Here is a 23436-nt window from a genome sequence, read left to right as displayed (position 1 = left end):
CATCTGACGCCCTTGTCTGCTACCACAAACGAAAAAGGATCTGTCGCATGACCCATCTAAAAATCACCGGCATGACCTGCGACTCGTGCGCGGCGCACGTCAAGGAAGCGCTGGAAAAAGTACCCGGCGTCCAATCTGCCATAGTGTCCTATGCCAAGGGCGCGGCCCAGCTCGCCCTTGATCCAGGCACAGCGCCGGACGCACTGACCGCCGCCGTGGCTGGCCTGGGCTACAAAGCGATGCTCGCCGATGCCCCGCCGACCGACAACCGCACTGGGCTGTTCGACAAGGTGCGCGGCTGGATGGGTGCCGCCGACAAGGGCAGCGGCGGCGAGCGCCCGTTGCAAGTCGCCGTGATCGGCAGCGGTGGAGCCGCGATGGCGGCAGCACTGAAGGCCGTCGAGCAAGGCGCGCAGGTCACGCTGATTGAGCGCGGCACCATCGGTGGCACCTGCGTCAACGTCGGTTGTGTGCCGTCCAAGATCATGATCCGCGCCGCCCACATCGCCCATCTGCGCCGGGAAAGCCCATTCGACGGCGGCATGCCACCCACACCGCCGACGATCTTGCGCGAGCGGCTGCTGGCCCAGCAGCAGGCCCGTGTCGAAGAACTCCGTCATGCCAAGTACGAAGGCATCCTGGACGGCAATTCAGCCATCACCGTTCTGCACGGTGAAGCGCGTTTCAAGGACGACCAGAGCCTTATCGTTAGTTTGAACGAGGGTGGTGAGCGCGTCGTGATGTTCGACCGCTGCCTGGTCGCCACGGGTGCCAGTCCGGCCATGCCGCCGATTCCGGGCCTGAAAGAGTCACCCTACTGGACTTCGACCGAGGCCTTGGTCAGCGACACCATTCCCGAACGCCTGGCCGTCATCGGCTCGTCGGTGGTGGCGCTGGAACTGGCGCAAGCCTTCGCCCGGCTGGGTAGCCAGGTCACGATCCTTGCGCGCAGCACGCTGTTCTTCCGCGAAGACCCTGCCATCGGCGAGGCCGTCACAGCCGCCTTCCGTGCCGAAGGAATCAAGGTACTGGAACATACGCAAGCCAGCCAAGTCGCCCATGTGGACGGCGAATTCGTGCTGACCACTGGACAGGGCGAAGTGCGCGCCGACAAGCTGCTGGTCGCCACCGGCCGGACACCGAACACGCGCAGCCTGGCATTGGAAGCGGCGGGGGTAGCCGTCAATGCGCAGGGGGCCATCGTCATCGACAAGGGCATGCGCACCAGTAGCCCGAACATCTACGCGGCCGGCGACTGCACCGACCAGCCGCAGTTCGTCTATGTGGCGGCAGCGGCCGGCACTCGTGCGGCCATTAACATGACCGGCGGCGACGCAACGCTCGATCTCGACGCTATGCCGGCAGTCGTGTTCACTGATCCGCAAGTTGCCACGGTTGGCTACAGTGAAGCAGAAGCCCAGCGCATCGGCCTGCAAACCGACAGTCGTACTCTCACGCTCGACAATGTGCCGCGTGCACTCGCCAACTTCGACACGCGCGGCTTTATCAAGCTTGTCGCTGAGGCTGGATCTGGACGCATTCTTGGGGTTCAGGCTGTAACACCGGAAGCAGGCGAGATCATCCAGACTGCCGCGATTGCCATCCGGGCTCGCATGACCGTCCAGGATCTTGCCAACCAACTTTTCACCTACCTCACCATGGTGGAAGGTCTCAAACTGGTGGCACAGACTTTCTCGAAGGATGTGACACAGCTATCGTGCTGTGCGGGCTAAACCAAGGACACGAAAAGAGCGACAGAGGAGTTTTTATGTTTTGCGATATTAGACTAACAGCACGTTGCACCCGTGCATGCTTAACCATTCTGTTGGCGGGTACTGCAGCGTTTGGCTTGTCAAACAATGCGCTGGCGGCCTACGACTTTTCTAAGCTGGGAGCAGCGATCGAAACATTGGCGCCGGAGACCGTCGACGGCTGGGAAAAGAAAGCGAGGGCGGGCGATGCCATGGCGCAGAACATCATGGGTCTTGCCTACAAATGCGGTATGGGCGTAAAACAAGACCATGCTGCATCGATCCAGTGGTTTCGCAGGGCGGCCGAGCAGGGTGAAGCTGATGCGCAGTTCAACCTGGGGCGCCTCTACGCAAGCGAAGTCGACGGTATGTATAAGAAAGGGCGTGCGGCTCCTGCCGACGATGCACAGGCGTTCAAGTGGTACCGCCTCTCTGCCGAGCAGGGACACACGCAGGCTCAAGTCAGGCTGGCTCAACTGTTTGCGAAGGGGCTCGGTGAGGTCGCGCGCGACCAGGTTCAGGCCTACAAGTGGATGAGTCTGGCAGCAGCGTCAGGAGAACCAACGGCAGCAAAAGTCATTGCCGACTATGCGGCTCAAATGAAGCCCGAACAGGTGCAGCAAGCGCAATTGCTGGTCCAGGAATGGAAACGCCGGCAAAGCGCACGCTGACGTGATCTTTGAAAAGCGCGGCATGTAATCGCCAAGGGTGGGTTTATGCCGCGTAACCGCTGCTTGGATGTTGGAGGTGGAAATTGGACAAGACTATATATTCCAAAAAGATTGCCGAGAGCCTCTCATCTGGCAATCATCCAGAAGAGTTCGCAACCCTCTTCGTCACCCTGCTTCGTCAGCTTGTGATGGGAAGGCCTGTGTCACGCGAAGCGCTCGGCACCGCACTCGGATGGTCTGGGCAGAGGGTTGCAACTGTACTTGAGCCGGCGCCCGGTACCGAATATGACGAGCAGGGCAATATCATTGGACTGGTCCTGACGCTACGCGAAACCCCTCACGTTTTTGAAGTGGATGGCCGCCGTTTATACACCTGGTGTGCGCTCGACACCTTGATGTTTCCCGCTTTGATTGGCAAAACAGCCCGTGTCACGTCGCGCTGTGCTGCCACCGGCAGGCCGATTACGCTCACAGTTGCGCCAGAAGCAGTGCTTCAGGTTGAACCGGCGGAAACAATGGTGTCTCTGCTAACGCCGGATGCTTCACCCGACATTCGCTGTTCCTTTTGCTGTCATGTGCATTTTTTTGCATCGCCTTCTGTTGCAAATGCATGGGCTTCGACGCACCCGGGGATAGAGCTCGTGCCTGTCGAGAATGCATTCGGTCTCGGACATCTGATCGCGCATAAGCTGTTAGAAGACAGCGAGCGAAACACGGCATGAATGCCTACTCGATTTCGAAGCTTGCTGAAGATGCAGGCGTAAGCGTGCATGTTGTGCGCGACTACTTGATGCGCGGGTTGTTGCATCCCGCCTGGCGAACCGAAGGTGGCTACAACGTTTTCGATGCCAAAACACTGGAACGGTTGCGTTTCCTGCGCGTGGCCTTCGAGTCGGGACCCAGGCTCGACGAGTTAACGCGACTTTGCAGGGCGTTGGATGCAGGCGATAGCAAGTGCGTACACGGATGTGTCGAGCAACTGCGTCGGAAGATCGATGTGCGCCGAAAAGAGCTGATGGTGATCGAGACCTCTTTAGGCGAGTTGGCGTCCAGTGCATAACCTCACTATCTGTCGCCAGTGCGGCTACGTCGAAGAGCTGCACCTTGATGAAATTAGCGATCAGCTTGCCGCCCTGGCCCAGCGCCAAGGCTTCAACGTTGAGCGCCAAACGATTGAGCTTCAGGGCTTATGTCAAGCATGCCGATCCGTGAGTAATGCCTAATGTCCCAATTTGATGAACTCGCCCCTCAACAGCTTTTTAAGGCGTTAGAGTCAGCGACCACAACAGCTTCCCTGCCCAAGCTTGCAACGCTACTAGATGCCATTCGCTTTAATGAAGACGGCCTGATTCCCGCCATTGCCCAGCAACATGATACGGGCGAAGTACTGATGATGGCGTGGATGAACCGAGAAGCCCTGGAAGAGACGTTAACAACGCAGCGAGTTTGCTACTTCTCACGCTCGCGCCAAAAGCTATGGCGCAAAGGTGAGACATCAGGACAGCAACAGCGCCTTAAAAGCGCAGCGCTAGATTGCGATGGTGATACGCTGCTGGTTCAGGTGGAGCAAACTGGTCCCGCGTGCCATTCCGGCCGTCGCAGCTGCTTTTATGTGTCGCTCGGTGCAGACAGCGCCAAGATTACCAGCGAGCCGCTGATTGATCCGGCCACGCTATACGGTAAAAAAGCGCCGTGAAAAATTGGCTGTTCGCCATTAAACAGGTTTTTCTTAAGCTGCTAACAGCAGTGATGGTGGGCTGTATTCGCGTTTACCAATACACCATCAGCCCACTGCTTGGCCCTCGCTGCCGCTTCTGGCCAAGCTGCTCTTCCTATACCCTAACTTGATTGTCATTTTCAGAAGACGACTGCACCAATCAACGAGACATGAAGCCTGCTGTGCATACGGCTCCTGACAGCCCGATATCAGGACTCCTCTGCACGAAACTCGTCTATGCTCAATACTCGTGTGCACCAAAGCGAGGCGAGCATGGCGACCGATACCGTACCGATTGCCGAGCGCGGCGTAGCCACCCTGTCAGAACAGGCATGGGAGCGTGCTCGCTGCCGCGCGGAGATCATTGGGCCGTTGGCGCAGTCGGAGACGGTCGGGCATGAAGCGGCCGACGCAGCAGCCCAGGCGCTGGGTCTGTCCCGGCGGCAGGTCTACGTCCTGATCCGCCGTGCCCGGCAAGGTTCGGGGCTGGTCACTGATTTGGCTCTTGGACAGTCGAGCGGTGGCAAAGGTAAAGGCCGCTTGCCGGAGTCGGTCGAACGAATCATCCGCGAGCTACTGCAAAAGCGCTTCCTGACCAAGCAGAAGCGCAGCTTGGCGGCGTTCCACCGTGAAGTTGCGCGGGTGTGCAAGCTGCAAAAGCTGCGGATGCCGGCGCGCAACACGGTCGCGTTGCGGATCGCCAGCCTTGATCCACTCAAGACCACTCGACTTCGGGAAGGCCAGGATGCGTCCCGCATCCTGCAAGGTGTTGGCGGTGTTCCTCCGCCAGTCTCCGCACCGCTGGAGCAGGTACAGATCGACCACACAGTCATCGACCTGATCGTGGTGGACGAGCGCGACCGGCAACCGATTGGCCGTCCGTACCTGACCCTCGCCATCGACGTGTTCACCCGCTGCGTGGTTGGCATGGTGGTCACGTTAGAAGCGCCATCTGCCGTCTCGGTCGGCCTGTGCCTCGCACACGCCGGTTGCGACAAGCGCCCTTGGTTGGAAAGGTTGGACGTGGAAATGGACTGGCCGATGAGCGGCAAGCCCGCGCTGCTCTACCTGGACAACGCGGCCGAATTCAAGAGCGAGGCGCTACGCCGTGGCTGCGAGCAGCATGGCATCCGGTTGGACTATCGGCCTCTCGGGCAGCCGCACTATGGCGGCATCGTGGAACGGATCATCGGCACGGCGATGCAAATGATCCACGACGAATTGCCGGGGACGACCTTCTCCAACCCTGACCAGCGCGGGGAATACGCCTCCGAGAAGATGGCCGCCCTGACACTGCGCGAGCTGGAACGCTGGCTCGCATTGGCGGTTGGCACCTATCACGGCTCCGTGCACAACGGCCTGCTCCAACCGCCGGCCGCACGCTGGGCCGAAGCTGTCGCGCGTACCGGCGTTCCAACCGTCATCACTCGCACCACGGCTTTTCTGGTCGATTTCCTGCCCGTCCTCCGCCGCACCCTGACCCGCACTGGCTTCGTCATCGACCACATCCACTACTACGCCGATGCGCTCAAGCCGTGGATAGCTCGGCGCGACCGCCTGCCTGCGTTCCTGATCCGGCGCGACCCACGCGACATCAGCCGCATTTGGGTGCTGGAGCCGGAGGGGCAGCACTATCTGGAAATTCCCTACCGTACCTTGTCGCACCCGGCTGTCACCCTCTGGGAACAACGGCAGGCGCTGGCGAAATTGCGGCAGCAAGGGCGCGAACAGGTGGATGAGTCGGCGCTGTTCCGCATGATCGGGCAGATGCGCGAAATCGTGACCACTGCGCAGAAAGCCACGCGCAAGGCGCGGCGCGACGCGGATCGACGCCAGCATCTCAAGTCAACGGAACAACCTGTCAAAACCACGCCACCAGCGGACACGGACATGGCAGACCCGCAGGCGGACAACCAGCCACCTGCCAAACCGTTCGACCAGATTGAGGAGTGGTAGCCGTGGACGAATATCCCATCATCGACCTGTCCCACCTGCTGCCGGCGGCCCAGGGCTTGGCCCGTCTCCCGGCGGACGAGCGCATCCATCGCCTTCGCGCCGACCGCTGGATCGGCTATCCGCGAGCAGTCGAGGCGTTGAACCGGCTGGAAGCCCTGTATACGTGGCCAAACAAACAACGCATGCCCAACCTGCTGTTGGTCGGTCCAACCAACAACGGCAAGTCGATGATCGTCGAGAAGTTCCGCCGCGCCCACCCGGCCAGCTCCGACGCCGACCAGGAGCACATCCCGGTATTGGTCGTGCAGATGCCGTCCGAGCCATCGGTGATCCGCTTCTACGTCGCGCTGCTCGCGGCGATGGGAGCACCATTGCGACCGCGCCCACGGCTGCCGGAAATAGAGCAACTGGCGCTGACACTGCTGCGCAAGCTCGGTGTGCGTTTGCTGGTGATCGACGAGCTGCACAACGTCCTGGCCGGCAACAGCGTCAACCGCCGGGAATTCCTCAACCTGCTGCGCTTCCTCGGCAACGAATTGCGCATCCCGCTGGTCGGTGTGGGCACACGCGACGCCTACCTGGCCATCCGCTCGGATGACCAGTTGGAAAATCGCTTCGAGCCGATGATGCTGCCGGTGTGGGAGGCCAACGACGATTGCTGTTCACTGCTGGCCAGCTTCGCGGCTTCGCTCCCGCTGCGGCGACCTTCGTCGATTGCCACGCTGGACATGGCTCGCTACCTGCTCACGCGCAGCGAGGGCACTATTGGCGAGCTGGCGCACCTTTTGATGGCGGCGGCCGTGGCCGCCGTGGAGAGTGGTGAGGAAGCGATCAACCACCGCACGCTCAGCATGGCCGATTACACCGGTCCCAGCGAGCGGCGGCGGCAATTCGAGCGGGAACTGATGTGAAGCCAGCGCCACGCTGGCCACTGCATCCGGCACCCAGGGAAGCCGAAGCCCTGTCTTCGTGGCTCAACCGCGTGGCCCTTTGCTATCACATGGAAGTGTCCGAGCTGCTGGAGCACGATCTTGGTCACGGCCAGGTTGATGACCTGGACACCGCGCCACCACTGGCGCTGCTGGCGATGCTCTCCCAGCGGAGCGGTATCGAGCTGGATCGGCTGCGCTGCATGAGTTTCGCCGGCTGGGTGCCTTGGCTACTGGACAGCCTTGATGATCAGATTCCAGCCGCATTGGAAACCTATGCGTTCCAGCTCTCGGTACTGCTGCCGAGACTCCGCCGTAAGACGCGATCCATCACGAGCTGGCGTGCCTGGCTGCCCACCCAACCGATACACCGCGCCTGTCCGCTCTGCCTGAACGATCCGGAGAACCACGCCGTACTGCTCGCGTGGAAGCTGCCCCTGATGCTGAGCTGCCCACTGCATGGCTGCTGGCTGGAATCCTATTGGGGCGTGCCAGGGCGGTTTCTCGGCTGGGAGAACGCCGACGCCGAACCGCGCACTGCCAGCGACGCGATTGCGGCGATGGACCAGCGTACCTGGCAGGCACTGACGACCGGCCACGTGGAGTTGCCGCGCCGACGCATCCACGCCGGATTGTGGTTTAGGCTGCTACGCACGCTGCTCGATGAGCTGAACACCCCGCTTTCGACGTGCGGCACCTACGCGGGGTATCTCCGCCAAATCTGGGAATGCTGCGGGCATCCGCTGCGTGCTGGGCAAAGTCTGTGGCGACCGTATGAAACCCTGAACCCGGCAGTACGGTTGCAGATGCTGGAGGCGGCGGCAACGGCAATCAGCTTGATTGAGGTGAGGGATATCAGCCCGCTAGGCGAGCACGCAAAGCTATTCTGGTCCGAGCCCCAAACCGGGTTCACCAGTGGCCTGCCGGCGAAAGCGCCGAAGCCCGAACCCGTCGATCACTGGCAGCGTGCAATCCAGGCCATTGATGAGGCCATCATTGAAGCACGACACAACCCCGAGACGGCACGCTCGCTGTTCGCGTTGGCTTCCTATGGTCGGCGCGACCCCGCTTCCTTGGAACAGTTGCGCGCCACCTTCGCGAAGGAAGGCATCCCCCCGGAATTTCTGTCACATTATGAGCCTAGCCTACCCTTTGCATGCCTTAGACAGAATGACGGGTTAAGTGACAACTTTTGACGGTTAGAACTTTCCGGCGCATACTGTCACATAATCGAACGTATATGTGACAGGTACAAGATGCTGATTGGCTACATGCGAGTATCGAAGGCGGATGGCTCCCAGGCGACGGACTTGCAGCGCGATGCGCTGGTCGCGGCCGGTGTTGATCCGGCGCATCTCTATGAAGACCAAGCGTCCGGAAAACGCGAGGATCGTCCCGGTCTGGCGAGCTGTCTGAAGGCACTACGGCCAGGCGACACGTTGGTCGTTTGGAAACTGGATCGGCTCGGGCGCGACCTGCGCCATCTGATCAATACCGTCCATGACCTGACCGGACGCGGCATCGGCCTCAAGGTGCTGACCGGGCACGGCGCGGCCATTGACACCACGACCGCCGCCGGCAAGCTGGTCTTCGGTATCTTCGCCGCGCTGGCCGAGTTCGAGCGCGAGTTGATCGCCGAGCGCACCGTGGCGGGCCTGGCCTCAGCACGGGCACGCGGCCGGAAAGGCGGCCGGCCGTTCAAGATGACCGCCGCCAAGCTGCGGCTGGCGATGGCGGCAATGGGGCAGTCAGAGACCAAGGTCGGCGACCTGTGCCAGGAACTTGGCATCACGCGGCAGACCCTGTATCGGCATATTTCACCCAAGGGCGAGCTACGTCCAGATGGCGAGAAGCTACTCAGCCGAATTTGATGCCGACATGAGGCGACGTAGCGAAAGCGTGGTTTGTCTCAATTTGACGGCGGCGAACCGCAAGCGTTCGGTTCGCCGCTCGTTTCGGTCGCAGTGCTGGCCCGCGCCTGGAAACGTTGATAACACTCCAGCCCGCAGAAGTGCTCGACGTACTCCGCGCCTTCCGGTGTGAAGGCGGCATCGAGCGGAATTTCCTTGCAGCACACGCAGCAACTGGTGGCGGTCGGATCATTTGCATTCATGGTGGCACCCCTCCATTGACTGACGAAGACGGCGAATGCCGCCGCCGGCATCGGCTTTGCGAACAGAAAGCCTTGCCCGCGCTCGAACGCTTGGGCCCTCCGCCGTAGTCCATCCATCCGGCCGGGAAGCGCTCATGATCTTTCCCTGAATGCCCGCAACGCCCGCGCCAGTGACAGAAGAAACAGGCCGGTCAAACCGAGCGCCGTGATGACCCAATACTCGACAAGGAATGCACCGGCGGTTGTGCCGGCCAGCACGGCAGCGAGGATGGACAGGTGGCAGGGGCAAGTCAGCACGGCCAGCGTGCCCCACAGGTAGCCGGTGAACGGTTTGTGCGTCTCGGCCGGCATGCGCTCGGGGCTGTTCATGGCAAACTCTCCGCATGCTGTGCCGGCGCGGTCGGCATGGCGGCCAACTGCACTTCCAGATTGGCCAACGCTTCGCGCCGGCGTTCGACGAACTGACGCAGCACAGCAAGCTGCGCGGCAGTTTCATCGCAGTTCGCCGCATCCAGCGCCCGGCACAGCCGCGCCAATGCGCCGAGGCCGATGCCCGCCTCGAAGGCGGCCCGCACGAAGCACAGTCGCTGCAAGGCGGCGTCATCGAACAGGCCGTAGCCACCCGTGGTGCAGGCGACTGGCCGCAGCAATCCGCGCAGCAGGTAGTCGCGCACGATATGCACGCTCACCCCGGCATCAAGGGCCAGCCGGGACACCGTGTAGGCGTTCATCGAACACCTCCTTTTGGTCGGTTCACGGCAATGCATATACCGTTTCGCCGAGTTCAATCCGCGCGCTGCGAATCCGATGCCGGTGCCGTAGAACATTGGGTCGATATCCGATCACGGTGTCCTAGATGACATGGTCTGCAACAGATGTCGATTAAACTCCTGGCCCAAGCCGAAAGCCTCGTGGACACTGACGATCGCCAATCCTTCCAATCCTTGATGCTTGGAGGCCCAGTCTTCCGCCGTCGGGACAGATGCAAAGAAATGTACATGGCAACAGAAGGACTGACGAACGTCGGCTGCTTCCTGCGGCAATACCAAGGACACCGCCATGCCGGCAGGTTCGACAGCCTGTATCTCGCTGGGTGAAACCGTGAGTGAAACGGGTGCTCCGGTTGCAGCGCAATGCGATGAGACGCGAGCTGTACGGCCGATCAGCGCCGGAAATATCAAGGTGTCCAGCGCGCACCAGGCATACAGACGGCGGTCGTCAATTTCAAAGACATACGAAGTCTCGCGCAAGGTGAGGCCGTAGCCGATGATGTTCCCATCTTTGTCATATTCGGTACTGGTGGCCTGTTCGAGTACGGCGGCCACTCGCTCAGCGGGCCAGTCGAGAATCCCGGCAAGTGTCGTTCGTGAAACCGGACGCCCCTTGGCGAGTTCCCGCAGTAGCGGGACCAAGAGATCCGCAGTACCATTGGTACGATTGACCGAAGTGAGACGTTCTAAAATATATGGGGCGAGCTTCATGGTTCCATCTCCTTTTTGAATTGGATAGCGTAACCTTACTTCCGTACTCATGTACGGAGTCAAGCGGTATGGAAAATAATTTGGAGAACCTGACCATTGGCGTTTTTGCCAAGGCAGCCGGCGTCAACGTGGAGACCATCCGGTTCTATCAGCGCAAGGGCTTGTTGCCCGAGCCGGACAAGCCCTATGGCAGCATTCGCCGCTATGGCGCGGCGGACGTGACACGGGTGCGATTCGTGAAATCGGCCCAGCGGTTGGGCTTCAGCCTGGATGAAATCGCCGAGTTGCTGCGGCTCGACGATGGCACCCACTGCGAGGAGGCCAGCAGCCTGGCCGAGCACAAGCTCCAAGACGTGCGCGAGAAGATGGCCGATTTGGCGCGCATGGAGGCTGTGCTGTCTGACCTGGTGTGCGCCTGCCATTCGCGGCAGGGGAATGTTTCGTGTCCGCTGATTGCGTCGTTGCAAGGTGGAACGAGCTTGGCAGGGGCTTCCACAGCTTAGCGTGCTTTATTTTCCGTTTTCTGAGGTGCCCCCTACCAGCAACGCACCGCCGAAGACCGGCAGCAGGAGCGCGAGCAATTCCAGATGGTTAACCGGGGCCTGAAAGACCAGATTCAAGACCTGCAAAACCGGCTCATCCAAGCCGAGTCAAGAGCGTCCGAGCTGATAGACACTAATGCGCAATTACAACGACAAACGCATGAGCTCGAACAGGCCAATGCGATGCACAAAAGCACCTTGGATAGGCAAGTGGCCGATATCCAGAACTTGGAGCATCAACTTAACGACGCCTCGGCAAAAAACCGGGAGCGGAAGCATGAAAGCAAACAATTGGCGGATAATATTGCCGCACTCGCAAGCCAGAAAGCAGATGCCGATAAGCAGGTGGCCGTACTATCCCAAGCATTAGAGGTCACCAAAACGGATCTGAAAGCCTCTCAGAATAGAGCGGAAGTTCTGTCCGATGAGAACAAGTTGATTCTTCAGGAAAAAGCGGTGATTCAGGGGCAGTTTAAGCAGCTTCAGGAGTCACTGTCGCGATAAAGGCTTTAGTCAAACATTCATCGAAAAAGCTATATTAATCAATATATTATATACGAAGTGGCTAATTCCAACGCTTTTACCGGCCGGACCTCAAGTAGCTGCACCGGCCGCCATTTCATTCAAAGAGGCCTCGACGACAGTCAAAACTGTTCGACGCACGTCGATCTTCCATCGCACGCGCTCGACGCATCGGTCCAGGCTTTCGCTATCGTCTGCGTCCAATGCTTTGCAAAGTCGCGCCAGTTCGTCGAGCCCAATTCCGGACTCGAAGGCTGCGCGGAGAAACCGCAGCCTTCCGAGTGTTTTGTCATCGAAAATGTTCTAGCCACTTTCGGTTCGCCGAGCAGGGTGCAACAAGCCGCGTATCATGTAGTCGCGCACGACATGCACGCTGACGCAAGCATCATCAGCCAGCTTCGATATCGAGTACGCATTCATACTGGGCTTTCCTCGCAGTCCTCTAGCAGCTTAAGCGCGACATCATGACCAAGGTCGAACGCACTCTCGACAGGCACGACCTCAATCCCTTGGTGGGTCGAAGCCCACGAATTTGCAATAGACGGAGACGCAAAGAAATGCACATGACAGCAAAACGAACAACGAATGTCGGGCGAAGTATCCGGAGTTCGCAGTGAAACCATTGCTTCTGCCGGTTCGACATGAAGCACTGCTTCTGGTGCAACGGTGAGAGTGATCGGCCTACCGGTGGCGGCGCAGCGGGAAGTGACACGGGCAATCTTGCCGGTCAAGGCGGGAAACATCAAGGTGTCCAGCGCACACCATGTGTACAAATGACGGCCATCCACCTCAAAAACGTGAGAGGTTTCACGTAGTGTCAGCCCCAGTCCAATGATATTGGCCTCGTCGTCATATTCCGTACCAGGTGCCTGCTCAAGTACCGTTGCAACTCTCGCTCCAGACCATCCGAGTGCGCCGGCGAGCTTTTCGCGTGATACAGGTCCCCCCATCGCTAGCTGTCGGAGCAGCGCGACAAAGAGCGTTGCGAACTCTTTAGGATGATTGCCAGATGAAAGGCTTTCGGCAATCTTTTTGGAATAAATAGTCTTGTCCATTTTCCACCTGTTATATCGGGCAGCGATCAACCGGGATAAACCTTACTCGGCGGTTACGTCCTGCGCTTAACAAAGACGAATTACTTTGTGCCTTGCCGGCGTTGCCATTCCTCGGCCAGCAGCTGGGCTTGCTGTAACTGTTCGGGCTTCATTTGAGCTGCATAGTCTGCAACGACTTTTGCTGCTGTCGGTTCTCCCGACGCTGCGGCCAGACTCATCCACTGGTATGCCTGCACCTGGTCGGGCGCGATGTCGGTAAGACCCTTTGCAAACAGCTGGGCCAGCCTGACTTGAGCCTGCGTGTGTCCCTGCTCGGCAGCGAGGCGGTACCACTTGAAAGCCTCTGCATCGTTGGCAGGAGCCGCACGCCCATTCTTATACATACCGTCGACTTCACTTCCGTAGAGGCGCCCGAGGTTGAACTGTGCATCGGCTTCACCCTGCTCGGCCGCCCTGCGGAACCACTGGATCGATGCCGCGTGGTTTTGCTTTACGCCCATACCGCATTTGTACGCAAGACCCATGATGTTCTGAGCCATGGCATCGCCAGCCCTGGCCTTCTTTTCCCAATCACTGACGGTCTCTGGCGACAATGTTTCAATCGCGGCGCCGAGCTTAGAAAAATCATAAGCCGCCAACGCTTGGTTTGGCATGCCTAACGTTGCGGTACTTGCCAGTACGATCGTCAAGCACGCGCGTACACGGCGTAATTTAAGTCTGATGTCACAAAACATAAAAACTCCTCTGTCCCTGTTTTGGTGCCCAAGGTTTAGCCGGCACAGCACGATAGCTGTGTCACATCCTTCGAAAAAGTCTGTGCCACCAGTTTGAGACCTTCAACCATGGTGAGGTAAGGGAAAAGCTGGTTAGCCAGATCCTGGACGGTCATGCGGGCCCGGATGGCAATCGCGGCAGTCTGGATGATTTCGCCTGCTTCCGGTGTCACAGCCTGGACTCCGAGAATGCGTCCGGACCCTGCCTCAGCAACAAGCTTGATAAAGCCGCGGGTATCGAAGTTGGCGAGTGCACGCGGCACATTGTCGAGCGTGAGCGTACGGCTTTCGGTTTGCAGACCAATGCGCTGGGCCTCTGCTTCACTGTAGCCTACCGTGGCAACTTGCGGATCGGTGAACACGACTGCCGGCATGGCGTCGAGATCGAGCTTTACGTCGCCGCCGGTCATATTAATGCCAGCCCGGGTACCAGCCGCGGCTGCAACGTAGACGTACTGAGGCTGGTCAGTGCAGTCGCCAGCTGCGTAAATGTTCGAAGCACTCGTGCGCATGCCTTGATCGATCAGGATGCGATGTTGCGAGTCAAACGTCACACCTGCGCGCTCGAGATTCAGGCTTGCGGTATTTGGCGTGCGGCCGGTGGCAACAAGCAATTGATCCACCTTTAACTCGCCCTGCGCGGTCGTCAGGATGAATTGGCGGTCGCAATAGGTCACGGCACTCGCCTGCGTCTGTGTCAGCACCGTGATGCCTTCCGCACGGAAAGCTGCAGTCACGGCCTCGCCAATGGCAGGGTCGTCACTGGCAAACAAGGTGCGCCGGGCCAGGACCGTCACCTCGCTGCCCAAGCGCGCAAACGCTTGTGCCAGTTCCAGTGCTACGACCGAGGCGCCAATTACTGCCAGCCGTTTAGGAATGGCTTCGCTAACCAGGGCTTCGGTGGACGTCCAATATGGCGTTCCTGCAAGACCAGGCAACGGCGGGATGGCAGCGCTTGCACCAGTGGCAATGAGACAGCGATCGAAGGCCACTTCGCGAGTGTCACCTTCTGCCGCTTCCACGATAAGCGTTTGGCCATCCTTGAATCGGGCGCTGCCTCGCACCAGATTGATCGACGGATTGCTTTCGAGGATGCTTTCATATTTAGCATGACGCAGCTCGTCCACACGGGCCTGCTGTTGCGCCAGCAGACGGTCACGCAGGACAACTGGGGGCGTTGCCGACAGTCCCACGTCAAAAGGACTTTCGCGTCGCAGATGAGCGATATGCGCTGCCCGAATCATGATCTTAGAAGGGACGCAGCCCACGTTGACGCAGGTGCCGCCGATAGTTCCCCGCTCGATCAGGGTGACACGGGCACCGTTTTCAGCTGCCTTCAGCGCTGCTGCCACAGCGGCGCCGCCAGTACCGATGATCGCCACATGCAGCTGACCTGCCGGTTTCTCCACCGCGCGCTCGCCGCTCAGCCACTGGGCGGCTTTGCCAAGGAGTCCTGGCTGTTCAACACTGCGCTCTTTGCTTTCAAATTCGTCTGTAGGCGTAGCACCGTAACCAAGGGCGCCCACTGCTGCTACGAGCGCGGACACGTCAAGCCTATTGCCTGTGACTTGCGCCTTGTTCGATGGATAATCGACAGCCGCTCGCGTTACGCCGGGGACCGCCAGCAGCGCGTCCTCAACGTGCCTTGTACAACTTGGGCAAGTCATTCCCGCCACGCTCAAACCAACTTCGTTTAACTCTTGCATTCCGCTCTCTCTTTTATCCGTTGTGCCCAAGCCAACTAGTACGACGCCTCGGTCACTGAATCGGTTGTGCGCTTCAGGGAACAGGCTCCGTGGGTCGTTTACAGGCTGCTCACGCGATGACGACCGGCAGAATCGCCTGAGCGGCATCTCTGCCGTGGTTCTAGCGATGCTGCCGTTATTTGTTGCCTTACTTCTTCAGCTCAGATGGGTAGCCTACATCCGTCGTCGCCTTGCTAAGCGCCTGGACGTTGGTCTTCGCATCGTCAAACGTTACGACGGCAAGCTTGGTTGAGAAGTCGACCTCGGTCTTGCTAACACCGTCGACCTTGCTCAAGGCCTTTTTAATGGTGATAGGACAAGTCGCGCAGGTCATGCCAGGAACGGCCAAGGTGACCGTCTGCGTGGCGGCCCAGGCAGGGGCAACAAAAGTAGCGGCTAGGGCAAGAGTGGTGAGCAGTTTTTTCATGATTTTTTCCTTAATTAGTAGAACAAAGGCATTACATACGGGAACGTCAGTGCAATGACAACCAGCGCAGCCACAATCCAAAAGATGACTTTGTACGACGTCTTGGATTGTGGGGCAGCGCATACATCTCCAGGCTCGCATGCTTGCGTAGTCCGGAAGATGGCGCGGTAGGCAAAAAACATCGCTACCAATGCCGCGCCAAGAAAGTAGGGTCGGTAAGGATCCAGGGCTGACAAGTTACTCATCCAAGCACCGCTAAAGCCCAACATGACCAACACGCACGGCCCTAAGTAGCAGCCCGACGCAAGAATGGCGGCCAGCCCACCGGCGAAGAGCGCGCCGCGCCCGTTTTGTGGTTCAGACTTTTGTGGTTCAGACTTTTGTGGTTCAGACTTTTGTGGTTCAGACATACGCTTGTCCTTTCAAATTTGGTTTGGATAGCTTAAGCTTACTTCCGTAGTTATGTACGGAGTCAAGCGATATGCAAATTAATTTTGAGAATCTGACCATTGGCGTTTTTGCCAAGGCGGCCGGGGTCAACGTGGAGACAATCCGCTTCTATCAGCGCAAGGGCCTGTTGCCGGAACCGGACAAGCCTTACGGCAGCATCCGCCGCTATGGGGAGGCGGACGTGGTTCGGGTGAAATTCGTGAAATCGGCACAGCGGCTGGGGTTCAGTCTGGACGAGATTGCCGAGCTGTTGCGGCTCGACGATGGCACCCACTGCGAGGAGGCCAGCAGCCTGGCCGAGCACAAGCTCCAAGACGTGCGCGAGAAGATGGCCGATTTGGCGCGCATGGAGGCTGTGCTGTCTGACCTGGTGTGCGCCTGCCATTCGCGGCAGGGGAATGTTTCGTGTCCGCTGATTGCGTCGTTGCAAGGTGGAACGAGCTTGGCAGGGGCTTCCACAGCTTAGCGTGCTTTATTTTCCGTTTTCTGAGACGACCACAGATCAGAAAAGACTGTGCAGCCGACTCTTGATATTCCGTGCAGTCACCTTCTGAAAATGACAACCATACTCCCCGGTGAAAACAACGCTGGAGCCCAAGAAACTGTATTCATCCGACACGCGGTCATCAGGGTGTACCCAGATGATCACAGAAACAAAAGAGGAAAGCTGTTAGTGTCCGCCAACAGAGGACTTTCAATACAGGAGCTTGCAGGATGACCAAGGAAGCGAAAAAGCGAAGCCTCCTCGATACGTATCGTCCATATTTTCCGGGGCTACTAACGGCAATAGGTGCATGCGTTGTAGCGACTGGGATGTTTATGGACCATAACCCCATGCGTTTAGGTGGGGCTCTGATTGCTGCTTGCGGTGCATTCTGGTCTGGGCATCGTCAAATCAAGTCTGGCGCTGACAATAAAGCCCGAAACGAGAAGATTATCGAGCTTTCAGAGCAGCTGAGGGATGCGATGACAGGTGGAGACTCGTTTTGTTACGGCTACCCTTACATGGTGTCTCCGGGTCATTTCCAGTGGAGCTTCACTCACTCCGGAAAGACTCCCCTATATGACGTACAAGTACGCATCGCCGACCGGAGAAAGCCTTTCTTAAATTCCAGCGTAACACTTCAACTTGGCACCCTCTTCCCAGGACGAGCACACAGTTACGGCTCCTTACCGGGCAGTATTGAAATTAGAACACCCGTTCAAGCATTCAATCTCTTTTTCGTAGCCAGAAATGGTAGCTGGACTCAAGAGATTAGATGGATTGAGAAGCCTGGCGTTCAAGCCACCGCTAATCGTGTGGTACGAGACGGAATGCCGATGAACCAGCCACTCATATGCGAGGTATCACCGGAATACGATGGCGATACCCCTGAGGATGATGCATGGAACGGTTTGCCTGATGGCTTTGTAGCCTTTGAGTAATTAGTGGTGCAGGAATCCCAGCCCACCTCGGCGCTGGGTGGGCTCGTTGTTGCCGTCTTGCAGAAAAACGGTGATTCAGGGCCCGAATCGGCATTCTGGCGCCAAAACCTCGATTTGAACGCAGCCACAGGAAAAGGCTTAGCCATCGGTCCCCTCAGGCCATGGAAACACTGGGCTACAGACGTGCTACACGCCCTCACTCCCGGAGAGAACCCCAGCAGCTAACATAGGATTCGTGTGGGATTTCGGCGGTTGTTTGGGAGTTTCGTGGACGGTTTCCGATGGGGGTATGACGCCACTTCGCCAGCATGGATAATGGCGTGAGAAAGGATGCAATCAACGGAGCATTCCTGAAATAGCATGAGCGAGGTGGTAATGGATTTCTCACAGCGTATGGGCTACCTGCCCGCTTCAAAGGTAATACAATCAGATTCAATTGATAAAGACTTACGCAATACTCTTTGGAACATCCTTTCGGCGTGCTATTGGAATAAATTTTACGGAGCTTATGGTACAAATGCTGTAGAAGGCTCAAACTATCATGCCTTTGTAGTCAGACTCTACGCAAGCCACTACAAGTTCACTATCGACACCATTCCGTGGGCGTGGAGCAACATACTTGAAGAAATAAGAGCGCAAGTGCTTCAAGGAGAGTGGCACCGAGCCTACAGCCTGATAGAATTCATTTACGAGAATGCCCCTGAGTTCGATGACAATCGCGAAGAATTCATCTTCATGTGCAATGAAGCCTTCACGCGAGAAAACTCAGCATATCGCTTTGTCGACGGACAATTAACGCCCATCACGTCCAAGGATGAAATCGAAGAGATAGAACGAGCGATTGCAGATTCCGACCAATATGCAGGCGTGAGGACTCACATTCAAACATCACTTCGTTTCCTGACAGACAAACAAAATCCTGACTATCGGAATTCGATTAAAGAAAGCATAAGCGCGGTTGAGTCGCTGGCGAAGAAACTTGTAGGTGATGAAAAGGCTACGCTTGGCCAAGCTCTGAAAGTTCTGGAAAAGCACCACAACCTTCACCCAAGTCTCAAAACTGCCTTCTCCGCACTCTATGGTTACACCAATGATGCTAACGGTATTCGTCATTCATTGATGGATAACGAATCCACACTTACCCAAGCAGATGCTCGATTCATGCTCATCTGCTGCTCCGCATTCACCAACTTCGCCATTGATAGTACGAAGAGTTAATCCGCCAATGGGGTGAGTCAGCATCATACGTCGCCGTATGGCCCCACCAAGCACAAGGGTGGTAACAGCGTGAGCTGTAAGCCTGATTCACTCCAATGTCTCCACCTTCCGGTGGACGTATCGCCACAGGACTTCCAGTCCAACCGAAGCCATACATAAGAAATCACCACAGAAACGCTTTTGCCCTTGATCTTGACCTTGGATTTTTGTGCATAAAGGAATGCGCTCGCATTCATTAGTTCACCGTCAGCGCTCGCTGACAACTGTTGCCCATCACCTCCGGTGTGTCAAGATCAAGAGCAAGAGCATTTTGGGTTGTGGTGATATTGGTGTAATTACTGGTGGGCTGATCCGGAATCGGGACGATACGACTAGTGTTAGTCCATGGGTGATTCAACCGTAGTGCTCCGCACTGACGCTTTTTCTATATCCGACCGTAATTGCTGTTCATACCTATCGGTATGGGGTCGTTCGCTTCTCTCTCTATATCCGACCGTAATTCAAGCGCTCATTTCATCGGCATCAGGCCCGTAATAAGCGGCGATGAAATCAACCTCGTACTTTAGTCTTTCCATGACGCTCAAGTTCCGGGATAGGTAGAGATCAATTCCACCTATGGCAAACTTCGCTGCTTTGGCAATACGACGAGCTTGCCTTTCCGATGCGGGTTCGAAGCTACGTGTGCGAATCACGGACCTAACGGTTTCCGTACTGATCACGGGCAACATGCACACCCGCCGTACATCCGAAGGTGAGACATTGAGGGTTCCATTGCTAGTCTCGCCAGAGGTGTAGCAGGCGCCGTAAACAAAGTCGTCGAGCCATTGCATTCTCTCGGAATGAGCAGCCTGAATGAAGGGTGCAAGAGTGTTAATGAATACTTTAGGCTTTGGCCCGCGCTTCCCTCTTATCGTATCTAGGTCAATGACACCCTCAGGAACGGCGGTAGGTGCGAAGTCATCTGCTACGGTGTGATACTCGGGACCAACCAAGTACAAGTCTCTTGCGTCCGCTTTCACGCTCCGGGGAATTTCGTAATCTTCTGCCAATGGCGCATATGGGGTGGTGATGTATTCACCGTAGATCTCGCCGGTCTCTTGATCAACTCTGAAACCGTCTACGATGCGGGTGTGACAACGTAATAAAAGCTCATTCATGTGTGTATCTCCTGTAGTAGTTCATTTCATAGGCGAGTGCCTCGGGTAGTTTGTTGGGTCAAATTCCAGACGGCAGAAAACCGACGCCTGACGTTGCACTGGGGCAAGTCGAGATCGTTCGGTGCTGGTTTGCTGAAAGAAGGTGGCGAACATACGCCAAATACCCCAGCTTGTCAATCAACTTTACGCTTACAAGTTGCTGTAAGGAGTTAGGCCACAAGCCCTTGTAGTGCGGTTGCAGCGTTGCTTTCAAGACTAACCACCCAAACAGTAGCCCCACGGCTATCAACGCCTGTGTGACGCCACATGGGCCTGTGGAGTCTTTGTGAAAGTTCATATGCTGCTTTCATGGCTACGTTTGCATCTGTGAACACTTGGTTCATTGTTCTGTTTCCTTGTTTGGTGGTGGTAGCCGGTAATCCTTGAAGACTTCCAGCAGTACCTGTTCTTCTTGTAGTCCCGCCAGCACGCATTCAAGGATCATCGAAGGGATGGGTGGGAAGGCGTTGATTACTTCTTGGCCGTAAACTTCAACAGCGTAGAGCCTGCTCGCCGCATGTATGTCTTCGGATTGGGCGATGTCGTCGTATTTCATTTTTGTTCTCCGGCTAATTTCATTGGATAGGTGAAAGAGTGAAGCCTGTTGTCAGCAGGCTCATTGTGTCTCCTTAGGAAGGTAGGCCTGGAAAGTCTTTTGAATCTCTTCGCGAACTTGCCCACTTACAGCGGCACCAATAGCCTCTGGGGAGGCATCTGTTTTTGCATTAATGGTTACTTCAACATGCACGGGAGCGTCAATATTGGTGGTGTTGGTAACGGTACCGCCTTTAGCAGACTGATCATCGGCAACCATTTCGCCACGACTACCCGGAGTAGCACGCGATGCTGTCGCAACTGCTTGAGCGGCAACTTTGGCAACTGCGTTGTTTGGGTCCGACTGGCTCAACAGGTCTTCAAGATGTTTGCCGAAGTCAGGCAATGCACGAGTATTCAGCCCAGACGTATCGAGTGCTGGCAGTCTCGGGTCCAGAGGTGCATGGTCGCTGAACCCAACTTGACCCCAACGCTGGCGGTTGTCATCGGCCACTTTTTGCAAGTCATTGCCAACACCAAGGAGGCGCCACAGCTTTGAAACTGGGTCGCGTGCCTCTTCATCAAGTTGGCCTTGGGCTGTGCGAGAGCCACCGCTCTTTCCGTTAATGGCGAATGGATCAATACCGCTACCCTCGATCAAGAATCCCGCCCCAACTTCCTCTGTCCGCTGTTGCGGAGTCTTCTCGCTGTTGTCGGCATTCTTTCCTGCGAGCAGGTTCAACATGCTGGTCTGAAGTTTTACCAGCACGATGTCAACGTCTCGAAAAGCCGCTTGCAGGCCGGTGGTGCTTTCAATCAGCTGGCGCTCTGCCGTAAGACGATCACCTAGCGCTGCGATCAGTTCGGGGCTTTCATTTACGTCTACGCTCCGCAAGTACTGATCGTTCTCAACACGTACAGCCTGTGCATCCAAGGAGCGCTTGTGACGTTCAAGTAGTTCCGGTGATTGGGCTACGATGTCACGTAGACCCTGTTGAACCATCGCACCGTTCACCTTGCCATCGTGTTGGGCTTCCAGCACGAACCCGGCGAGCTTGTTCACGTCACCTTTGTAACCAAGCGCCTTACCAATTGCTTGGTATAGGATCGTTGTTAGACGTGTGCCAAGGGCGTCGGTCAGAGGGCGTAGATCCTGCCCCATGAATCGGTCTTTCGAGTAACCCTGATTGAGCTGGAGGGCGGCAGAGTATTGCTGCGTCTTGTCCAAGTTACCGATACGGAACACTGCGGCTTGATCCTTCTGCAACTGGATGGCCTCTTCCAGTGTTTTCCCCTGAGCCCGGAAGCCTTGAATCATGTTTGAGTAAGCGACGGCGGATTCGCGGTCGATCTTCATTCCGTACTCTTGGCTGTTGCCGATGTACGCTGCTTTGATTCGTGCTCGCTCCTTGTCGTTGTTGCCAGCGGCCAGCAACGTGTTGTCGAACTGCTGATTGTCGGCGGCTGTTTCTTGGCGCTGTTCGATACGCTTACCGAGATAACCGGCTGCCTCTGTGAGGGCGTACAACGCCGCCCCAGCAGCGCCAAGGCCAACGGTGAGCCCGCCTATCCCGGAACTCTCCGGGCTATCCTGACGGGCCTTCCAAGCCGCAAAACGCTCTTGGGCCATACTGTAACGCCCTGCTGTTTGTTCGCCTCTAACAGCGGCTCTGGCTTCACGGGCAGCGCTGACGAGTTTGGATGCTTGGTGACGCTCAGCGAGCCGAATACCACGTTCACGAGCTGCTACTAGGCTCGCCTCGGCACGCTGCAACTTGGACTGATGCAGCGCAGCCTGTTGCTGCAATTGAACTGTACGTTCTTGGCGACGTTGCAGGATGTCAGCTAGTCGCGCTTCTCGAATCTTTGACTGTTCCGCCGATGCTTGCAACTTCGCCCTTCCAAGATCAACTTTCAATGCCTCTTGTTCGGCCTTGCGTTGTTTGGCTGACAGCACGGCGGCGGTGACTTGTTGTTTCAAGGACGCGCTTTGCAGGAATGCAGCTTCGCGGTTGCCCGCAGAAGTTAACTTCTGCTCAGCAAGTGCCGCTCTGAACTGCGACTGCCGTAAACGGGACAGTTTTCCTTCAGTGGCAATTTGTTTGTCGAGACTCTTTTGAGCAGCTACGTTTGCTAGTGCTGATGCTTCACGCTTGGTTGAGATTCCAAGTTTACGATCAAGCCGCTTGTTCAAGTCATCCGCTGTTTTCATCATTCCCGCCATGCTGGCTTGAACACGTTTAAGCATCTGCTCGAACGCAAGTAGCGGACCTGTCTTCACATCGAAGATCAAACTACCCGTTAGGCGTGCAATCTCTTCATTATGGGCACTCATCGTGAACCCCCACAACCGAATCCGTGAAGGCTCTTACGCTGCTCGAAGTATTCATTGAGCGCACGATGAAACGCCGAGTTGTTACGCCCGTAGCTTACATATTCTGAACTTTCAAGGGTGCTGCCCTTATTGTTAATCAAGTATGCCTTGAAAGCATCTTGGACGGCCCGGCTACCAGACAATGCAAAGTAGACCGTTCCATCTGGGAGCCTCGCCCACTGGTAATTGAACTCGATATCGATGGAAATGTAACTACGAAGGTGCTGACCGAGAGCACAAACAAACCCACGAATGTTAACAGAGGGGCTCATTTTGGTGATACTACGATACTGCTGTGGTTCATTTTTCAGAACTTTTTCCGGTGATGCTGGTTTTTCCATTAAACCTCCGTGATATCCGTTAGCACCCAGCTACCAGCAGCAATACCGTTAGTAGCTATGGGCAATGTAAATGAATATGACATGTACTCAGGGTGCTCTCGATTAAACTTCGTGACGGCTGCGAAAATCACACTGTCACTGTAGTCATTTGCCGACATAACTACAGTCATACCCGTGGACTTAGCAACTGCTGTGAGGGCATCTGGGGATTCTTCT

Annotated in this window: 29 protein-coding genes and 1 pseudogene; 16 read left to right on the top strand and 14 right to left on the bottom strand. The window is 56.9% G+C overall.

What is annotated here, in order from left to right; translation table 11 throughout:
* The first annotated feature begins 47 nt into the window (after positions 1-47).
* From merA (AC3WKX_RS24740) to AC3WKX_RS24690, 11 genes are all read left to right on the top strand, one after another.
* Entirely contained in the window at positions 48-1733 is a 1686-nt protein-coding gene (gene merA, locus AC3WKX_RS24740; protein WP_034036508.1) for a mercury(II) reductase, read from the top strand.
* Positions 1734-1768: 35 nt separating this feature from the next.
* A complete protein-coding gene (gene merG, locus AC3WKX_RS24735; protein WP_033869423.1) occupies positions 1769-2422 on the top strand; it encodes a phenylmercury resistance protein MerG in 654 nt (217 codons plus the stop codon).
* A gap of 83 nt (positions 2423-2505) precedes the next feature.
* Positions 2506-3144: an organomercurial lyase MerB gene (gene merB, locus AC3WKX_RS24730; RefSeq protein ID WP_079384172.1), complete on the top strand. Its 639-nt coding sequence runs from the start codon at positions 2506-2508 to the stop codon at positions 3142-3144.
* Positions 3141-3482, top strand: coding sequence for a mercuric resistance transcriptional repressor MerD (merD, locus tag AC3WKX_RS24725; protein ID WP_033869424.1), 342 nt, complete (start codon positions 3141-3143; stop codon positions 3480-3482). The genes merB (AC3WKX_RS24730) and merD (AC3WKX_RS24725) overlap by 4 nt, the downstream gene beginning before the upstream one ends.
* Positions 3475-3645 (top strand): transcriptional repressor, encoded by a 171-nt coding sequence (locus tag AC3WKX_RS24720; RefSeq protein WP_196484667.1) that lies wholly within the window; start codon positions 3475-3477, stop codon positions 3643-3645. Before merD (AC3WKX_RS24725) ends, AC3WKX_RS24720 begins: the two co-directional genes overlap by 8 nt.
* Complete coding sequence (gene hisI, locus AC3WKX_RS24715; RefSeq protein ID WP_034389874.1) at positions 3645-4118, top strand: phosphoribosyl-AMP cyclohydrolase; 474 nt, start codon at positions 3645-3647, stop codon at positions 4116-4118. Before AC3WKX_RS24720 ends, hisI begins: the two co-directional genes overlap by 1 nt.
* Before the next feature lie 53 nt (positions 4119-4171).
* Positions 4172-4270 (top strand): membrane protein insertion efficiency factor YidD, encoded by a 99-nt coding sequence (gene yidD, locus AC3WKX_RS24710; RefSeq protein ID WP_102606035.1) that lies wholly within the window; start codon positions 4172-4174, stop codon positions 4268-4270.
* A 142-nt stretch (positions 4271-4412) separates the two neighbouring features.
* Positions 4413-6095, top strand: a complete 1683-nt coding sequence (locus AC3WKX_RS24705; RefSeq protein ID WP_011494284.1) for a TnsB C-terminal domain-containing protein — start codon at positions 4413-4415, stop codon at positions 6093-6095.
* 2 nt (positions 6096-6097) lie between these two features.
* Positions 6098-7006 carry a TniB family NTP-binding protein gene (locus tag AC3WKX_RS24700; RefSeq protein WP_013741668.1) on the top strand — a complete coding sequence of 303 codons (909 nt, stop codon included), beginning with the start codon at positions 6098-6100 and terminating at the stop codon, positions 7004-7006.
* Entirely contained in the window at positions 7003-8220 is a 1218-nt protein-coding gene (locus AC3WKX_RS24695; protein ID WP_102606023.1) for a TniQ family protein, read from the top strand. The genes AC3WKX_RS24700 and AC3WKX_RS24695 overlap by 4 nt, the downstream gene beginning before the upstream one ends.
* 60 nt (positions 8221-8280) lie before the next feature.
* Positions 8281-8895, top strand: coding sequence for a recombinase family protein (locus AC3WKX_RS24690; RefSeq protein WP_010981357.1), 615 nt, complete (start codon positions 8281-8283; stop codon positions 8893-8895).
* Positions 8896-8933: 38 nt separating this feature from the next.
* Here the strand turns inward: AC3WKX_RS24690 and AC3WKX_RS24685 are convergent, their stop codons facing one another.
* From AC3WKX_RS24685 to merB (AC3WKX_RS24670), 4 genes are all read right to left on the bottom strand, one after another.
* Positions 8934-9137, bottom strand: a complete 204-nt coding sequence (locus tag AC3WKX_RS24685) for a DUF3330 domain-containing protein (RefSeq protein ID WP_005413391.1) — start codon at positions 9135-9137, stop codon at positions 8934-8936.
* Between the two features lie 132 nt (positions 9138-9269).
* Positions 9270-9506: a broad-spectrum mercury transporter MerE gene (merE, locus tag AC3WKX_RS24680; protein WP_005413392.1), complete on the bottom strand. Its 237-nt coding sequence runs from the start codon at positions 9504-9506 to the stop codon at positions 9270-9272.
* On the bottom strand, positions 9503-9868 hold the full coding sequence (merD, locus tag AC3WKX_RS24675) for a mercury resistance co-regulator MerD (protein WP_000995361.1): 366 nt from the start codon (positions 9866-9868) through the stop codon (positions 9503-9505). The genes merE and merD (AC3WKX_RS24675) overlap by 4 nt, the downstream gene beginning before the upstream one ends.
* Before the next feature lie 111 nt (positions 9869-9979).
* Entirely contained in the window at positions 9980-10618 is a 639-nt protein-coding gene (gene merB / locus AC3WKX_RS24670) for an organomercurial lyase MerB (protein ID WP_000761850.1), read from the bottom strand.
* A 68-nt stretch (positions 10619-10686) separates the two neighbouring features.
* Here merB (AC3WKX_RS24670) and merR (AC3WKX_RS24665) point away from each other — a divergent pair, with 68 nt between their 5' ends.
* Both merR (AC3WKX_RS24665) and AC3WKX_RS24660 read left to right on the top strand, forming a co-directional pair.
* Complete coding sequence (gene merR / locus AC3WKX_RS24665; protein ID WP_010981353.1) at positions 10687-11121, top strand: mercury resistance transcriptional regulator MerR; 435 nt, start codon at positions 10687-10689, stop codon at positions 11119-11121.
* 84 nt (positions 11122-11205) lie between these two features.
* On the top strand, positions 11206-11664 hold the full coding sequence (locus tag AC3WKX_RS24660) for a hypothetical protein (RefSeq protein ID WP_011405611.1): 459 nt from the start codon (positions 11206-11208) through the stop codon (positions 11662-11664).
* A gap of 90 nt (positions 11665-11754) precedes the next feature.
* Here the strand turns inward: AC3WKX_RS24660 and merD (AC3WKX_RS24655) are convergent.
* The 6 genes and pseudogenes from merD (AC3WKX_RS24655) to merT form a co-directional block, all read right to left on the bottom strand.
* Positions 11755-12102: pseudogene (gene merD, locus AC3WKX_RS24655) on the bottom strand (mercuric resistance transcriptional repressor MerD).
* Positions 12099-12737: an organomercurial lyase MerB gene (gene merB, locus AC3WKX_RS24650; RefSeq protein ID WP_011405610.1), complete on the bottom strand. Its 639-nt coding sequence runs from the start codon at positions 12735-12737 to the stop codon at positions 12099-12101. The pseudogene merD (AC3WKX_RS24655) and the gene merB (AC3WKX_RS24650) overlap by 4 nt, the downstream one beginning before the upstream one ends.
* Positions 12738-12817: 80 nt before the next feature.
* A complete protein-coding gene (merG, locus tag AC3WKX_RS24645) occupies positions 12818-13471 on the bottom strand; it encodes a phenylmercury resistance protein MerG (protein ID WP_011405609.1) in 654 nt (217 codons plus the stop codon).
* Positions 13472-13506: 35 nt separating this feature from the next.
* Positions 13507-15216 (bottom strand): mercury(II) reductase, encoded by a 1710-nt coding sequence (gene merA, locus AC3WKX_RS24640; RefSeq protein ID WP_011405608.1) that lies wholly within the window; start codon positions 15214-15216, stop codon positions 13507-13509.
* Positions 15217-15403: 187 nt separating this feature from the next.
* Entirely contained in the window at positions 15404-15682 is a 279-nt protein-coding gene (merP, locus tag AC3WKX_RS24635) for a mercury resistance system periplasmic binding protein MerP (RefSeq protein ID WP_034000286.1), read from the bottom strand.
* 14 nt (positions 15683-15696) lie between these two features.
* Entirely contained in the window at positions 15697-16092 is a 396-nt protein-coding gene (gene merT, locus AC3WKX_RS24630; protein ID WP_102606024.1) for a mercuric ion transporter MerT, read from the bottom strand.
* Between the two features lie 71 nt (positions 16093-16163).
* Here merT and merR (AC3WKX_RS24625) point away from each other — a divergent pair, with 71 nt between their 5' ends.
* The 3 genes from merR (AC3WKX_RS24625) (at position 16164) to AC3WKX_RS24615 (ending at position 18775) form a co-directional block, all read left to right on the top strand.
* Positions 16164-16598, top strand: coding sequence for a mercury resistance transcriptional regulator MerR (gene merR, locus AC3WKX_RS24625; RefSeq protein ID WP_102606025.1), 435 nt, complete (start codon positions 16164-16166; stop codon positions 16596-16598).
* 248 nt (positions 16599-16846) lie between these two features.
* A complete protein-coding gene (locus AC3WKX_RS24620; protein ID WP_102606026.1) occupies positions 16847-17557 on the top strand; it encodes a hypothetical protein in 711 nt (236 codons plus the stop codon).
* A 360-nt stretch (positions 17558-17917) separates the two neighbouring features.
* Positions 17918-18775, top strand: a complete 858-nt coding sequence (locus AC3WKX_RS24615; protein ID WP_102606027.1) for an AbiJ-NTD4 domain-containing protein — start codon at positions 17918-17920, stop codon at positions 18773-18775.
* Between the two features lie 500 nt (positions 18776-19275).
* Here AC3WKX_RS24615 and AC3WKX_RS24610 read toward each other — a convergent pair whose 3' ends face one another.
* The 4 genes from AC3WKX_RS24610 to AC3WKX_RS24595 form a co-directional block, all read right to left on the bottom strand.
* Positions 19276-19932: a hypothetical protein gene (locus tag AC3WKX_RS24610; RefSeq protein WP_102606028.1), complete on the bottom strand. Its 657-nt coding sequence runs from the start codon at positions 19930-19932 to the stop codon at positions 19276-19278.
* Between the two features lie 379 nt (positions 19933-20311).
* Entirely contained in the window at positions 20312-20527 is a 216-nt protein-coding gene (locus tag AC3WKX_RS24605) for a hypothetical protein (RefSeq protein WP_102606029.1), read from the bottom strand.
* 60 nt (positions 20528-20587) lie between these two features.
* A complete protein-coding gene (locus AC3WKX_RS24600; RefSeq protein ID WP_102606030.1) occupies positions 20588-22840 on the bottom strand; it encodes a coiled-coil domain-containing protein in 2253 nt (750 codons plus the stop codon).
* On the bottom strand, positions 22837-23220 hold the full coding sequence (locus AC3WKX_RS24595) for a hypothetical protein (protein WP_146013736.1): 384 nt from the start codon (positions 23218-23220) through the stop codon (positions 22837-22839). Before AC3WKX_RS24595 ends, AC3WKX_RS24600 begins: the two co-directional genes overlap by 4 nt.
* Positions 23221-23436 lie beyond the last annotated feature (216 nt).

The organism is Pseudomonas sp. GP01-A4, from assembly GCF_058780865.1.
This window is presented reverse-complemented; position numbering and strand designations above follow the sequence as displayed.